The following is a 14399-nucleotide window of genomic DNA, read 5'->3' as shown; positions in this document are numbered from 1 at the left end:
GTCCTTTCTGTGTGGTGCAGCCGGAAATGATGGAAGGGGAAGTTTTCAGTGGTGGGGAGGGAGGGAAACCCAGGAGTGCCCCGGGCGGTTCTTCATCTTCTTCTCCAGCCAGTCGTACTGGCGGTGCTTCTTCACGAAGTCATCGGCGGAGAAGGGTGTTCCGCAGGAGTTGCCCCAGCGTCCTTCGAAGGTCATCGCGGCGGCCATGTCGCTGTCCATGACCTTGCCGTCGTTCGCTCCCCATGGGTAGAACGGCCCCTGCCCGTGGTTGCCGATCCGGGCGTCGTCCAGTTCCAGATGGCCGCAGATCGTGCGGGAGCACGGTGTTTTGTCCATCCCCGTGAAGACGTCGTGGTGATCGGAAATGATGTCTCTGGCTTTCACGGCGGTCAGCCCGGTGGCGTCCTTCAGCAGCTGGTCGAACCGCACGCGCCGGGCGCCGTTGCCGCGGATGTCCGAGTAGGCGCCGGGGTCCGAGCATTCCTGGTTGCGGACCCTGAGGTCGGCCGCGACGTTGTATCCGCTGTAGTAGCCGTCCGTGGTCTCCTCGTAGCCGTGGAATTTCAGCCCGAGGTCGAACCGGGCGATCTTACGGCCGTTTTTCTCGTTCGGATTCTTGGTTTCGCCGAGCAGCCAGGTGTTGGCGTAGCCGCCGTTGTTACGGGTGAGCATGCGGTCGCACCATTCGCTGATGCTCGTGCTGTACTGGGCCGCGTGGCGGGAGCGCTGGAATTCCGGGTTCAGGCCGCGCTTGAATCCGCTGAAGCTGCCGATCGTGGTCTCGGTGATCATCAGCCCGGCGTCGGTCACCACCCAGTCCATGTTGCTGGTGATGTATCCGGGTCCTGCCTGCATCAGCATGCGGTGGCCGTCGCCGGGCGGGGGGACGATGTCGAGGATGATGTTGTAGCTGTCGCCGATGGCGTAGCGGTCCCATGTGTTGTGGGCCATGACGATTTTTCCGCCGTCCGTCCTGCCGCCCATGGCGATGAAGGCGCTGCAGTGTTCGAGGCCGCCCTTGGTGCGTACGGCGTTGCTGGGGGAGGCGCCGGGGGTGGCGGCGGGCCACCAGTTGCCGAGCAGTTCGGAGTAGCCGTTCCAGGCGACCAGCACATCCCTGGTCACTGGGATACCGCCCGGCGTGATGGGCGGGCCGGCGGCGGTGACGCCGTCGACGATGCCTCGGATCTCCTCCTCGTACTCCTCGTCGAGGGGGCCGAATGCCTCGTCGACACTCTCCGCGAAGTCCATGAGGCCGTCACCGGTGTCCCAGCGCGCCATGTAGTCACCGATGTCGAGGGCGTACAGCAGTTCCTTGGCCAGCGCCTGCCCGTGCTGTCTGCCCCGGGTGCGGGGGCCGCCCTCCAGCCGCACATAGATCCAGCCGTCGATCTCCACCCGGTCGCCGGGTGCCGCTGCCGTTGCCGCCGCCATGGGGCATCACCATCTCAGTAGCCGAACACGGTGGCCCCGCGAGTCGGCCCCCGTAGGCACCCGTAAGCCGCCCGCAGGCGCCCCCCGGGGCCTGTCGTCACCGGGAGAGTGGCACCGTCGGCCGCCGGGCGCATCCCTCCACCACTCGTTGTGGGGATAACGCGCCCCGTGTGGGGGACTCTTGGGGCGCGCGATGGACCCCATCACAGCCGACACACGTCGTTGTCCCTCCGCCCGACGCACTGCGGCCGATCATGGAAGTACGCCCCGGCCGTCACCGCGAGGCGGCTCGGGTACCCGGCACGCGTCGTTGGGTTGGCGACGCGCCCCGCAAGGGCCCCGCACCGGTGATCCGGCCCCGGCAGCTCGGGCGACCTCGGCCGTACGTGCCGTGACGGGTTCGACATCGCCAATGGCCGTACCGGCGCGAGTGGTTCGGGGCCGGACAGACCGGCCGCGTGGCGCGCCGACGCGTCGAGCGTCACCAGGGTGCGACCGCCCGCACGAGGTCCACCCGATGTCGCGACGACGCTGGGCTCCGAAGCAGTCATGGAACATGATCCTGTGGGCTGGCGAACAACTCGCTGCGGCTGAGGTCTCCAGCGGCCCGCCGCCTTCAGAAGCACGCGCCGAGCACTGGTGGCACCAGAGACAGCACCGATCGCCCAGCAGGCGCCACCCCCGTTGCACACCCCGACACAAGGAGTCCCATGAACACCAACCCGCCCGTGTCCGCCCTGGTGAACTGGACCCACACGCTGGGCCGTCCGGCCGTCTGCCTGGGACGACTGATCGTGCCCGCGACCGCACCGACGCCCGTCGTCGTTCTGTCCGAGATCGCACAGAACCCGGACGCGCTCGGCATCAGCGGCGACTTCCCCGCCGCCGCCACGGCCGCCTGGGCGGCCCTCGCCGCCCCGCACACCGACCCGGGGAAGGTCTCCTGGTACGCCCACCACGGGCCGTTCTCCTCCTACGATCCGACCTGCCCCGAAACGCTGACCGAGGTGACTCTCACCCACGGCGGAACGTCCTTCCACGGCAACCTGGACGGACACCGGCTGCTCTCCTCCTCCGACGCACAACGCCTTCTGGACCAGTGGAAGTTGGATTCGGTGGTCGTCGCTCTGGGGAAGCCGGGACGCGGGTGAGCGCCCACCGGTTGTCCGGGCGTGCCGTGCTGCGGCAGGACCGCGAGGACCTGGCGCGCTGACAGGAAGTGACAGCACCCATGGGGCTGAAGGGCAGGGTCGCACTGTGCCTGCGCACTCTCCGACCGGCCCCGGCCTGCGTGAACACCTTGACGTTCCAGGACGTGAACGTGCTGCCCGCGGCACACAGGCCGAGGCGCGGGCCCCGGCCTGTGTGCCGCGCGGCGCCGCCCTACGCTGCCTCCCGGCGCACGGTCCGCCAGGTGACGACCACGCTCGCCGTGATCGCCAGCACAAGGGAGCCGAGGATCACCGCGGCAATGGCGGACAGGTCCAGGCGCAGCCCGACCCGCGCGGAGGTCGCCTCGGACAGTCCGGATGCCATGCCGGCCAGCGGGCCCAGGGTGACCAGGACGCCGAGGGCCGCGCCGACGGCGACGACGAGGGTGGTCTCGGCGACGGAGAACAGCAGGAGTTGGCGTACCGTGCCGCCGGCCGACTTCATGACGGCGAAGTCGCGGCGCCGGCCGTGCGCGGTCATGGCCATGCTGTTGGCAATGGCGATCCCGCTGTAGCCGACCGCGATGACGATCAGCATGACCGCGAGGCTGTCGGTCAGTTTCGCGTCGGTGGCGTAGTCGTCGAGCGCGTACCGCACCGCGTCGTGCACGGCCGTGCCGGGAACGACCGAGGCGGGCTTCGCCTGCAACGGGACGAAGATGTCGTCGGTGAGCGCGGCGGGGTCGTGCGCGCGCACCAGCTGACGGGACATCACGAAATCACCCCGGGCCGGGTCGTCCGGCAGGACCTGGGCGACGCGCAGCCTCACCGTGGCACCGTCGGCGAACCTCACCGCGTGCTCGGCACCGGCCTTCACACCGAGGAGGTCCGCCATCCTCTCACCGAGCACCACCTGCCCCTGCTTGTTCCAGCGCGCATCGCGCGAGCCGAGCGCGTCGATGACGGTGAGCGTGCCGTCCTGGTCCCGGACGAAGGCCCGGGTCGGCAGCGCGGCCTTGCCCACCGGGTTGGCGGCGACCACCTCGTCGGTGTTGCCCGGGGTCCTGTCCGGCGTGACGATCACCTGTCCCGCGAGCTTGAGCGTGTCACCCGCCGGGTACGCCACGCGCATCGTCTCCACCATGCCGCTGAGCAGGACGGCGAAACCGACCGCCGCGATCACCGGGGCCGCGAGTGACGCCGCCCGGCGGGAGTTCGCGCGCAGCTCCGCCCGTACCAGTAGCGGACCGGCCGAACCGAGCCGCTCGAACGGTGAGGTGAGTGCCCGTCCCACTGGACCGACGAACACCGGGGCGAGCAGCGCCGCCGCCACGATGAGCACCATGGTCGCGAGGATCGCCATAGTGATCCGGGTGTCGGCGCCGACCGTGGCGGTCACGATCGCGAGCAGCACACCGAGGCCGAGCACGGTCAGGCCGCCGATCCAGCGGGCACGGCCCATCGTCCGGCTGTTCGTCCCGCTGTCCAGGAATGCCTCGATCGGCGCCACACGCGCGGCCGTCCGGCCGGCCGACCAGGCCCCCAGGACGCTGACGCCGACACCGATCGTGGCCGCCGTGAGCAGCGGCCACACCGTCACGCGCACGGTGAATTCCGGCGGCGTCACATCGAGGCCCCGCAGGATGTCGCGGAGCAGCGGCGCGGCGGCGATGCCCACCAGACAGCCTGCCGACGAGCCCAGCAGGCCGACGACGCCCGCCTCACCCAGGATCATGCGGCGCACCTGGCGCGGAGACGCGCCGATCATGCGCAGCAGGCCGATCTCCCGGCGTCGCAGCCCGGTCGCCAGGACCAGCATGGACGCGACCACGAACGCCGTGGTGAAGAGACCGAGCGTCGCCATGGCTCCGACGAGTTGCGTACCGAGGAAGCGCTTGTGCTCCACGTGCTCCGGCTGGAGCGCGGAGCGGTCCTCGCCGGAGACGATGACGCCCCGGTCGCCGACGACGCGCTCGGCACCCGCCGTGAGGGCGGCGACGGACGCGTCCTCGTCGGCGAGGAGCGCGATGGCGCCGACGCCCGGCGCCTGCCGGGCGGCGAAGTCGTCGGTGAAGTAGCAGCCCGGTCCGTCGACAGTGCCGACCACGCGGAACTCGGTACGTCCCTCGGTGATGTTGACCGTGAGCTTCGTGCCCTCGGCCACGCCGAGTGCTCGGTCCACGACGACCTCGCCGTCCGCGGCCGGCGCCCGTCCGGTGACGAGCTCGTACGGGGCGAGCCGTGCGCTCGACCAGCCGTGTCCCGCCACGAGGGCTCCTTCGTCCTCGACCGGCTCGCCGTCGAGGAACGCCTGCGCGTAGAACGAGCGGTCCACCACCACGGAGGCCACGCCGGGCACCGCGCTCAGCTTGTCGATCAGCGGCCGGGCCTCGTCGCGGCTCCACGGCGCCCGGTCTGCCAGGGCCCTGTGCTGGTCGACCGCCTGATCGGGGATGGCGAGCGCGGTGGCGGCCGACAACCGGGACTGGACCTTGGGGCGGGAGGCGTCGTAGATGATCAGCGTGGTGGTGATGAGCGCCACGCCCACCAGCACCGCGACGAAGGCCGCCAGAAAGCCGGCCCAACGTTCACGGACGTTCGCGAAGACCAGCATCACGCCTCCAGGCTCGCCATGTGCGCTGCGATCGAGGCCACGTTGTGGCGGTCGGAACCACGGCTCAGGCTGATCCGGTCCGCGATGCGGCCGTCCTTGAGGAACACGACCACATCGGCGACCGCCGCGGCCACCGGGTCGTGAGTGACCATCAGAGTGGTCTGTCCCTCCTGCTCGACCAACTGACGCATCGTCCGCAGCACTTCACGCGAGGTGGTGGTGTCCAGGGCACCGGTGGGCTCGTCCGCGAACAGCACGTCCGGCCGCGTCACGAGGGCGCGGGCGAGCGCGACACGCTGCTGCTGGCCACCGGACAACTCGCTGGGCCGATGGCCGGCCCGCTCCGCCAGCCCGACTGCGGCGAGCGCGGCGTCGACCTGCTCCCGGCTGACTCTGCGCCCGGCGAAACGGGACGGAAGCTCCACGTTCTGCGCCGCGGTGAGCGATTCGACCAGGTTGAACGCCTGGAACACGAAGCCGATGTGGTCGCGCCGCAGTTCGGTGCGCTTCTTCTCGCTCTCCCGGCCGATGTCGACGCCGGCCAGCATCACCCGCCCCTCGGTGGGCCGGTCCAAGCCGGCCGCACACTGCAGCAGCGTGGATTTTCCGGAGCCGGACGGGCCCATGACGGCGGTGAACGTCCCGCGCGGAAAACCGATGGAAACGCTGTCCAGTGCGGCGACCGAGCGGTCGCCGGTCCTGTAGATCCTGCGGACGGTCTGTAGTTGAACCGCGTCCGATGCGAGTGCCTGCCCAGTAGTGGTCACGGGGTCGATTTCAGTGGAGCGGCCCGGTGCACCACATTGATCCGTGCTCCACTTCGCGGGTAGAGCCAGCTCTACCGCGGTGAATCAGCCGTCTGACATAGCGTTTGCCCCATGCGTCCCAGAACGGCTTGGCAGGCGATGTCTCAGCGTCCTCTGACCTTCCTGACCTCCAGTTGGCCGTGGCGGTCACTGGCGTATCTGGCCACGGGTGTCGTGGTCGGAGCCGCGGCCGTGGCGGTGTTCGTGACCGGGCTGGTGGCCGGGCTGATCCTGTTGGTGGTTCTGGTGGGTGTGGCGCCCCTCGTCGGTGTCGTTCTGTCCTCGATCACGGTGGCGACGGTCGAGCGGCGCCGGCTGCGGCTCGTCGACCTCGATCCGATGCCGAACCCGCACCGGCGGGTGGAGGAGCCCGGACCGCGCGCCTGGGTGGCGACCCGTCTGACCGAGCAGGTCACCTGGCGCGAACTGCTTTTCACGCTCATCTCCGCGGCGGCGCTGTGGTGGCTGGACCTGCTGGTGCTCGCCTTCTCCTTCGGCCTGCCCGCGCTGACCTTCGCGTCGGCCGACCGGACCACCTGGCCGTGGGCGGCCTTCGGCGTCGTCGTGCTGCTGGCCTCGCCGTACACCGTGACATCGTGGGCCGGTGCGCGCGCGGCGCTCGCACGGACCGTCCTCGCCCCCCGCGACGACGAACTCGGGGAGTCGCTGCGGGAGGTGCACGCGTCACGGGTCCGGCTCATCGACTCCTTCGACGCGGAGCGCGTACGCATCGAGCGCGACCTGCACGACGGCGCGCAGCAACGACTGGTGGCGCTCGGGATGACGCTCGGTCTGATGCGGCTGGACATCCCCGAGGGGTCCCCGCTCGCCGCCCAGCTCACCGAAGCGGAGCGGCAACTCTCCGTAGCGCACAAGGAGTTGCGCAGTCTGATCCGAGGACTCAACCCCCCGGTTCTCGCGGACCACGGCCTCGTCGCCGCGGTCGAGGACCATGCGAGCCGTTTCCCCATTCCGGTCACCGTCGATCTCCGGCTGCCGGGACGACTTCCCCGGCAGCTGGAGACCAACGTGTACTTCCTGATCAACGAGGCCATGACCAATATCGCGCGACACAGCGGCGCCCGGAGGGCCAAAGTCCACGGCCGTTACCATTCGGACGTGTTGGTCCTGGAGATCACGGACGACGGACGCGGCGGCGCGGACCCGGCCTCCGGCACGGGGCTGACCGGCCTGGCCGACCGACTGACCGCCCTGGACGGCCGTGTGCGGGTGTCCAGCCCGCTGGGCGGTCCGACCCTGCTGCACGTGGAGATTCCATGCCACTTCGTGTGATCGTCGCGGAGGACGCGGTCCTGCTGCGTGAAGGACTGGTCGGCCTGCTCCAGCGGTTCGGGCACGAGACGCTCGCCGCGGTGGGCGACGCCGACGCGCTCGTCGAGGCCGTCCACCGGGACCGGCCGGACCTGGTGATCACGGACGTACGGATGCCGCCCTCGCACGGGGACGACGGGCTGCGGGCGGCCGTCGCCCTGCGCGAGTCGCACACGAGGCTGCCGGTCGTGGTGCTCAGCCAGTACGTCGAGCGGTCGTACGCCGTCCGGCTGCTCGACTCGTACGACGGCGCCGCGGTGGGCTACCTGCTGAAGGAACGGGTCGGCGCGGTCGCCGACTTCATGTCCGCGCTCGACCGCGTCGCGGCCGGCGGCACCGTGGTGGATCCCGAGGTGATCCATCAGCTCGTCAAGCTCCGCCCCGATCCGCTGGAGCGGCTCAGCGCCCGGGAGAAGGAGGTCCTGAGCCTGATGGCGGAAGGACGGTCCAACGCGAACCTGGCGGCGCACTTGTTCGTCAGCGAGGCCGCCATCAACAAACACATCGGCAGTATCTTCAACAAACTCGATCTGCCGGTGTACACGGACGGGCATCGCCGGGTCCTGGCGGTGCTGGCGTTTCTCAGAGCCTGATGCCGTACGCCTGTGACAGAACGAAGACGCCGCGGACGACCGACTGTAACTCGGTGCAAGATACAAATACTTTCGACCGCATCCGCCGCGCCACTCTTGGGGAAGCACCGTGAAGTACACCCGCAGCACCGCTCTCGCCGCCATCGTCGTCGCCGCCACCCTCTCGCTCACGGCGTGTGACGGCGACGACGTCGGGACGGACTCGTCCTCCAACAGCTCCTCGTCCTCGTCTTCTTCGTCCTCGGACGGTGGTTCGAAGGCGGAGGGCGGTGCGAATTCGGAGGGTGGCTCGGGCTCCGACGGCTCACAGGCCGGCAACGCGAAGTCGGGCTCCGGTGAGGGCACTGGGGCCGCCGCGAGCGGCGCGACGGAGACCGGTGGCGAGGTCGCGTTCTGCAAGACGGAGGACCTGGCCATCGACGCCACGGACGCCGCGCCCGACGCGGACTCCGGCAGGATCGATATCGCCATGATCAACCGGGGCTCGACCACCTGCTCGGCGACGGGCTTCGCCGGCGTCAACATCAAGGACGCCGACAACACCTCGAACCCCATCGAGCGCGGCCACGCGCAGCCGCGTGTCACCATCCTGAAGCCCGGCGACGCCGCTGTCTTCAACCTCGCCTACAGCATCGACAACACCGGCGAAAGCCTCGCGTCCCCGACCGACATCCAGGTGACGCCCCCGAACGAGACCCACACCGTGAGTCTGAAGTGGCCCGCGGGCGCGGGGGAGATCAAGGGCGCCTACCCCGACGTCGAGGTCTACCCCACGCAAACGACCAAGTAGGCGCGGCACGCACGGCCAGGTCCGGGCCGTGTTCCTCGGATCATGGCCGGAGCCGGAGCCGGAGCCGGAGCCGGAGCCGGAGCCGGAGCCGGAGCGCGGGAGCGCGGCGGGCGTAGCGGGGTTCGAAGCCGTCGATGCTCCCGGCGCCCGTGGGCCCGGCCTCAAGCGTCATGGTGACGGGCGGGAGAGTCTGGTTGTCGGTCATGCACGAGTCCAGGACGATGCGGACGGTCTCGCCCTGTCCGGTGACGTCGGCGGGTTCGGCCGCGACGCGGTTGTAGCAGGTCATTGCCCAGTGCCCAGTGCCCATTGCCCAGTGCCCAGTGCCCAGTGCCCAGTGCACAGCGCCCAGTCGCCCTGCGGTCGCCCTCGGCGCGGGATCGCGCCGAGAGCGGTCGGTGTGGCTAGAGCTGGGTGGCACCGCCGTCGACGAACAGTTCCGCGCCGGTGGTGAAGGAGCTCTGGTCCCCGGCCAGGTGGAGAGCGGTGGCCGCGACCTCGTCGGGACGGCCCGCGCGACCGAGCGGAGTCGGTGCGGCGGGCTCGGCGGCCTGACCGTCCTGCGGGATCGCGGCCCGCAGTTCGTCGCCGCCGGGAGTCGTGACCGGGCCGGGGGTGAGGGCGTTGACCCGGATGCCGCGTCCGGCGAGTTCGGCGGCCCAGGTGCGGGCGAACCGGACGCGGGGAAGTCGGCGAGGCGCCACGCGACCCGCTGCCGCTCGGGACTCGTCGTCTCATCCGTCCACCCGGACAACCGCACGGCGCGTACGCCCCGCAGCGTGCCCGCGAACACGGTTCCTTCGGTGGACGAGCCGGTGGACGAGCCGGTGGGCGACCGTGACGTCGGCGTGGTCGGCGTGGTCGGCGAACCGGTCACTGGCCCGGCACTGCGGATCGCACCGGGATCGCACAGGAGACGCGCGGCCAAGGCCCCCGGCGGCCGCCGCGCGGAGCCGGAGCCGCGTACTGACGTACGCGCCGCGCCGGGCCGGGGAAATAGGCTGGGGGTCATGGCCTACGAGATTCCGGTGACGCAAGCGCGGGCAGAGCTCGCCGAACTGATCAACCGCGTGGTGTACGGCGGCGAGCGCGTGGTCGTGACGCGCCACGGAAAGCCGCTGGTCGCGCTGGTCTCGGCGGCCGATCTGGAGCGGCTCGAAGGTGAGCCGGAACAGGCGGCGGAGCAGGTGATCAGCTCGGTGTCGGCGATCCGCCCGGCGGCGTCGTCCGGGCCGGAGGAGCGGCGCCGCTTCGGTATCGCGGCCGAGCACCGGCCGGAGCGCGAGTGAGGCAACGCGCGGGGCGGCGTGCGGAGAGGACCGCGCGCCCCCGTCCGCTACAGCGGGGGCGCGCGGCCGGTCGGAGGGGCGGCGGGGGTCAGCCGACGGGTACCGGCTGCGCCGCGGAGTCCCGCGTCGCCGAGGCGTCGGCGTCAGGCGCTGCCCGGCGGATCCGACCGCCGACGAGCACCGCGGCCAGCCCGAGCGCCGCCCACAGCGAGAGCGTCAGCGCCGGGGCCCCGGCCGCGCCGCCGTCGAAGTACGCGACCGACCGGAGCAGCGAGCCGCCCGCGCCCGGCGGCAGCAGCTGACCGAGCGTGCCGACCGGGGAGGGCAGCAGTTCGGGTGCGCTCGTCACGCCCGAGAAGGAGTTGCCGAGCAGCACCATCAGCACGCCGCCGACGCCGAGCCCGGCCTGTCCGATCAGCGCCGCGAGCCCGGCGACCGTCGCGCCGATGGCCAGTACGGTGAGCCCGATCGCCCCGGCCTCCGCCCACCACGCGCCGGTGATCACCCCGAGCCAGTTGTGCGCCAGGACGGTGACGGCGATGCCGCCCGCCACCGCCGCGCCGGTCAGCGCGAGCGCCGCCCGCGTCCCGCGCAGCCCCAGCACGGTCACCGCCGCGCCGGTCACCATCCCGGCCAGCGCCAACGGCAGAAGGCTCGCCCCGAGCACCCCGCCGCGCGGGTCGGCCGAGGGCGTCGGCACCACATCGACCACCGGGACGGAGGCGTCCCCCGGTGACCCGGCGCTCACCGCCTGGGTGAGGAGCTGCGCCACCACCGGGCTCGCCGCCGACGCGGTCAGCAGCCGGGTCCCCTCCGGGGTGACCACCACCGCGCCGTATACGGTCCGGTCCTCGACGGCCGTACGGGCAGCCGCCTCGTCGTCGTAACGGTGGAGTTCGAAGGCGCCCCGGTGCTCCTGTTCGAGCCCGGCGGCCACCCGGTCCGTCGCGGTCGGCGGTCCGGCGATTCCCAGCGGCAGGTCGCGCGGGGTGATACGGGCGGCGGGCCAGGCGAAGGCCCACAGGGCCAGGGCCGCGACGAGGGGAGTCAGGATCATCACCGCGATCACGCGGCGCGGCGGCGAGCTGGGCATGGTGCCTCGATTCGGGAGGGAGTGGCGGAGGGGAGAGGGGGAATTTATAGAGAAGGAGCGTTCGTTTTACGTCGCGACCACTGTCGGCGCGAAGGGAGGCACTTGTCAAGAAGGAACGTTCGTTTTAGATTGGGCACATGGCTCGTGTATCCCAGGAACACCTCGACGCCCGCCGTCGGCAGATCCTCGAAGGCGCCTCGCGCTGCTTCGCCGACAACGGGTTCCACGCCACGTCCATGCAGGACGTGCTGCGGGAGGTCGACCTCTCCGCCGGCGCGGTCTACCGCTACTTCGCCGGCAAGGAGGAGCTGATCGGAGCCATCGCCGCCGACGTGCTCGGTGCGGTCCGGGGCGCCTTCGACAGGGCCGCGCGCATCCACCCGCTTCCCCCGCCCGATGTGCTGCTGGGCGAGGTCATGCGGGAGCTTCTGGAGGGGGGGACCCCGGTGGTGGGCGGCGACCTGCGCGCCTCGTCGCGGCTGATCGTCCAGGTGTGGGCCGAGACGCTGCGCAACGAGCAGTTGGCGGAGGTGCTCCGTGACGGGTTCGAGAAGCTGCGCGCGGTGTGGGTTCCGCTGATCGAGGCGTACCAGCGGGCCGGTCTGATGCGGGCGGACATGCCGGCCCTCGATGTCGCCAGGACCATGATCGCCGCGGCTCAGGGGTTCATGGTGCAGCAGGCACTCTTCGGCGAGACGCCCATCGAGGTCCTCCAGAACGGGCTGCGCGCCCTGATGTCCATGGGTGACGGCGGACCCGACGACGCCGCTGTTGTTAACGCGCCGGTAAAACTTCCGTCCTAACGTGCGCATCCGGCTGTGAAAGTCCCGGCCGATCTTCAACGAAATGTTGAATGTGGCTAGGCTCGCGCTGCACCCGGCCGTCACCCGGCCGGAGAGGATCCGGAGGACGACGAGGTGGACGCGTGCAACTGACACCCCATGAGCAGGAACGCCTGCTCATCCATGTGGCCGCGGATGTGGCCGCCAGGCGGCGGGCGCGCGGGCTGCGGCTGAACCACCCCGAGGCGGTCGCCCTGATCACGGCGCATCTGCTCGAAGGCGCCAGGGACGGCAGGACCGTCGCCGAACTCATGGTGTCGGGCCGCGAGGTGCTGGGCCGGGACGACGTCATGGAGGGCATCCCCGAGATGATCCACGACGTCCAGGTCGAGGCCACCTTCCCGGACGGCACCAAGCTCGTCACCGTCCATGACCCGATCGTCTGACGGGGGAGCGCCGATGATTCCCGGAGAGATCCTCCACGCGCCCGAGCCGGTCGTCATCAACGAGGGCCGCGAGGTCACCTCGCTGACCGTGCTCAACACGGCCGACCGGCCCGTCCAGGTCGGCTCCCACTACCACTTCGCCGAGGCCAACCCGGGCCTGGAGTTCGACCGCGCCGCCGCCCGGGGCAAGCGCCTGCACATCGCCGCCGGCACCTCCGTGCGGTTCGAGCCCGGAATCCCCGTCGCCGTCGCACTCGTCCCCCTCGCCGGACTGCGGATCGTCCCGGGCCTGCGGGGAGAGACCGGAGGAGCCCTCGATGACTGAGCAGTCCAGCACCGGCAGGGCCACGCTGTCCCGCGCCCGGTACGCCGATCTCTTCGGCCCCACCACCGGCGACCGCGTCCGGCTCGCCGACACCGATCTGCTGGTCGAGATCGAGGAGGACCGTTCGGGCGGCCCCGGACGGTCGGGGGACGAGGCGGTGTTCGGCGGCGGCAAGGTGATCCGCGAGTCGATGGGCCAGTCCCGTACGACCCGGGCCGAGGGCGCGCCCGACACCGTCATCACCGGCGCCCTGATCATCGACCACTGGGGTGTCGTCAAGGCCGACATCGGGATCAGGGACGGCCGGATCACCGGAATCGGCAAGGCGGGCAACCCGGACACCATGGACGGGGTCCATCCCGATCTGGTGATCGGCCCCGAGACCGAGGTCATCTCGGGCAACGGGCGGATAGTCACCGCGGGCGCGATCGACGCGCACGTCCACTTCATCTCCCCGACCGTCGTCGACCAGGCGCTGTCGAGCGGCATCACCACCCTCGTGGGCGGCGGCACCGGACCGGCGGAGGGCACGAAGGCCACCACCATCACCCCGGGATCCTGGCACCTCGCCCGGATGTTCGAGGCGCTGGAGACCTTCCCGGTCAATATCGGGCTGCTGGGCAAGGGCAACACCGTCTCGCGCGACGCGATGCACGCCCAACTGCGCGCCGGAGCGCTCGGGTTCAAGATCCATGAGGACTGGGGCGCCACCCCCGCCGTCATCGACGCCTGCCTGGGAGTGTGCGAGGAGACCGGCGCGCAGCTCGCCATCCACACCGACACCCTCAACGAGGCGGGCTTCGTCGGTGACACCCTCGCCGCCGTGGCCGGGCGCACCCTGCACGCGTACCACACCGAGGGCGCGGGCGGCGGGCACGCACCGGACATCATCACGGTCGTCTCCGAGCCGTACATCCTGCCCAGCTCCACCAATCCGACCCGGCCGCACACCGTCAACACCATCGAGGAACACCTCGACATGCTGATGGTCTGTCACCACCTCAACCCCGCAGTGCCCGAGGACCTCGCCTTCGCGGAGTCCCGCATCCGGCCCTCGACCATCGCGGCCGAGGACATCCTGCACGACCTCGGAGCGATCTCGATCATCTCCTCCGACGCCCAGGCGATGGGCCGGGTCGGAGAGGTCGTGATGCGCACCTGGCAGACCGCGCACGTGATGAAGAAGCGCCGGGGCGCGCTGCCGGGCGACGGCCACGCGGACAACCACCGGGTCCGCCGCTATGTCGCCAAATACACCATCAACCCGGCGGTCGCGCAGGGACTCGACCACGAGATCGGCTCGGTCGAGACCGGCAAGCTCGCCGACCTGGTGCTCTGGGAGCCCGCCTTCTTCGGCGTCAAGCCGCAACTCGTCATCAAGGGCGGCCAGATCGCGTACGCGCAGATGGGCGACGCCAACGCCTCCATCCCGACGCCCCAGCCGGTCATGCCGCGGCCGATGTTCGGGGCGCTGGGCAGGGCGGCGGCGGCCGGTTCCGTCAACTTCGTCTCGGAGGCGGCGATCGAGGACGGACTGCCCGAACGCCTCGGTCTGGGAAAGGAGTTCGTACCGATCCGCAACACCCGGCGGCTCACCAAGGCGGACATGCGGGAGAACGACGCGCTGCCGCACGTCGAGGTCGACGCCGACACCTTCACGGTGACCATCGACGGCGAGCCGGTCGAGCCCGCGCCCGCCGCCGAACTCCCTCTCGCCCAGCGTTACTTCCTCTTCTGATGGGCG

General features: G+C 70.8%; 14 protein-coding genes and 1 pseudogene. 9 read left to right on the top strand and 6 right to left on the bottom strand.

Annotation, left to right across the window (positions count from 1 at the left end):
- Positions 1 to 45 precede the first annotated feature (45 nt).
- Positions 46 to 1434, bottom strand: a complete 1389-nt coding sequence (locus ACFY6S_RS20610) for a C45 family autoproteolytic acyltransferase/hydolase (RefSeq protein ID WP_388819680.1) — start codon at positions 1432 to 1434, stop codon at positions 46 to 48.
- Between the two features lie 710 nt (positions 1435 to 2144).
- Between ACFY6S_RS20610 and ACFY6S_RS20605 the strand changes: the two genes are divergently transcribed.
- The gene (locus tag ACFY6S_RS20605; protein WP_388819677.1) at positions 2145 to 2585 is read left to right on the top strand and encodes a hypothetical protein; all 441 of its coding nucleotides are present in this window, start codon (positions 2145 to 2147) and stop codon (positions 2583 to 2585) included.
- A 232-nt stretch (positions 2586 to 2817) separates the two neighbouring features.
- Here the strand turns inward: ACFY6S_RS20605 and ACFY6S_RS20600 are convergent, their stop codons facing one another.
- On the bottom strand, positions 2818 to 5199 hold the full coding sequence (locus tag ACFY6S_RS20600) for an ABC transporter permease (RefSeq protein WP_388819674.1): 2382 nt from the start codon (positions 5197 to 5199) through the stop codon (positions 2818 to 2820).
- Positions 5199 to 5966 carry an ABC transporter ATP-binding protein gene (locus ACFY6S_RS20595; RefSeq protein WP_388819671.1) on the bottom strand — a complete coding sequence of 256 codons (768 nt, stop codon included), beginning with the start codon at positions 5964 to 5966 and terminating at the stop codon, positions 5199 to 5201. Before ACFY6S_RS20595 ends, ACFY6S_RS20600 begins: the two co-directional genes overlap by 1 nt.
- 111 nt (positions 5967 to 6077) lie before the next feature.
- Between ACFY6S_RS20595 and ACFY6S_RS20590 the strand changes: the two genes are divergently transcribed.
- From ACFY6S_RS20590 to ACFY6S_RS20580, 3 genes are all read left to right on the top strand, one after another.
- Positions 6078 to 7298, top strand: coding sequence for a sensor histidine kinase (locus ACFY6S_RS20590; RefSeq protein ID WP_388819668.1), 1221 nt, complete (start codon positions 6078 to 6080; stop codon positions 7296 to 7298).
- Positions 7283 to 7930 carry a response regulator gene (locus ACFY6S_RS20585; protein WP_388819665.1) on the top strand — a complete coding sequence of 216 codons (648 nt, stop codon included), beginning with the start codon at positions 7283 to 7285 and terminating at the stop codon, positions 7928 to 7930. The genes ACFY6S_RS20590 and ACFY6S_RS20585 overlap by 16 nt, the downstream gene beginning before the upstream one ends.
- Positions 7931 to 8039: 109 nt before the next feature.
- A complete protein-coding gene (locus tag ACFY6S_RS20580) occupies positions 8040 to 8720 on the top strand; it encodes a DUF4232 domain-containing protein (protein WP_388819663.1) in 681 nt (226 codons plus the stop codon).
- 40 nt (positions 8721 to 8760) lie between these two features.
- Here ACFY6S_RS20580 and ACFY6S_RS20575 read toward each other — a convergent pair whose 3' ends face one another.
- Positions 8761 to 9009 carry a hypothetical protein gene (locus tag ACFY6S_RS20575; RefSeq protein ID WP_388819660.1) on the bottom strand — a complete coding sequence of 83 codons (249 nt, stop codon included), beginning with the start codon at positions 9007 to 9009 and terminating at the stop codon, positions 8761 to 8763.
- A gap of 115 nt (positions 9010 to 9124) precedes the next feature.
- A pseudogene (locus ACFY6S_RS20570) lies at positions 9125 to 9391 on the bottom strand (SDR family oxidoreductase); the annotation flags it as partial.
- Positions 9392 to 9730: 339 nt separating this feature from the next.
- Here ACFY6S_RS20570 and ACFY6S_RS20565 point away from each other — a divergent pair.
- On the top strand, positions 9731 to 10009 hold the full coding sequence (locus tag ACFY6S_RS20565) for a type II toxin-antitoxin system Phd/YefM family antitoxin (RefSeq protein WP_388819858.1): 279 nt from the start codon (positions 9731 to 9733) through the stop codon (positions 10007 to 10009).
- 88 nt (positions 10010 to 10097) lie between these two features.
- Here ACFY6S_RS20565 and ACFY6S_RS20560 read toward each other — a convergent pair whose 3' ends face one another.
- A complete protein-coding gene (locus tag ACFY6S_RS20560) occupies positions 10098 to 11102 on the bottom strand; it encodes an ABC transporter permease (RefSeq protein WP_388819657.1) in 1005 nt (334 codons plus the stop codon).
- Between the two features lie 137 nt (positions 11103 to 11239).
- On the opposite strand from ACFY6S_RS20560, the gene ACFY6S_RS20555 reads away from it, so the two are divergent.
- The 4 genes from ACFY6S_RS20555 (at position 11240) to ACFY6S_RS20540 (ending at position 14393) form a co-directional block, all read left to right on the top strand.
- Complete coding sequence (locus ACFY6S_RS20555; protein WP_388819655.1) at positions 11240 to 11905, top strand: TetR/AcrR family transcriptional regulator; 666 nt, start codon at positions 11240 to 11242, stop codon at positions 11903 to 11905.
- 122 nt (positions 11906 to 12027) lie between these two features.
- Positions 12028 to 12330: an urease subunit gamma gene (locus ACFY6S_RS20550; protein ID WP_329070742.1), complete on the top strand. Its 303-nt coding sequence runs from the start codon at positions 12028 to 12030 to the stop codon at positions 12328 to 12330.
- Between the two features lie 13 nt (positions 12331 to 12343).
- Positions 12344 to 12655, top strand: coding sequence for an urease subunit beta (locus ACFY6S_RS20545; RefSeq protein ID WP_388819651.1), 312 nt, complete (start codon positions 12344 to 12346; stop codon positions 12653 to 12655).
- Complete coding sequence (locus ACFY6S_RS20540) at positions 12648 to 14393, top strand: urease subunit alpha (protein ID WP_388819648.1); 1746 nt, start codon at positions 12648 to 12650, stop codon at positions 14391 to 14393. Before ACFY6S_RS20545 ends, ACFY6S_RS20540 begins: the two co-directional genes overlap by 8 nt.
- The last annotated feature ends 6 nt before the right edge of the window (positions 14394 to 14399 follow it).

The sequence above is a fragment of the Streptomyces sp. NPDC012835 genome, assembly GCF_042900885.1.
Classification (GTDB): Bacteria; Actinomycetota; Actinomycetes; order Streptomycetales; family Streptomycetaceae; genus Streptomyces.
Note: the sequence above shows the minus strand (reverse complement) of the source record. Positions and strands in the feature narration are given on the sequence as shown.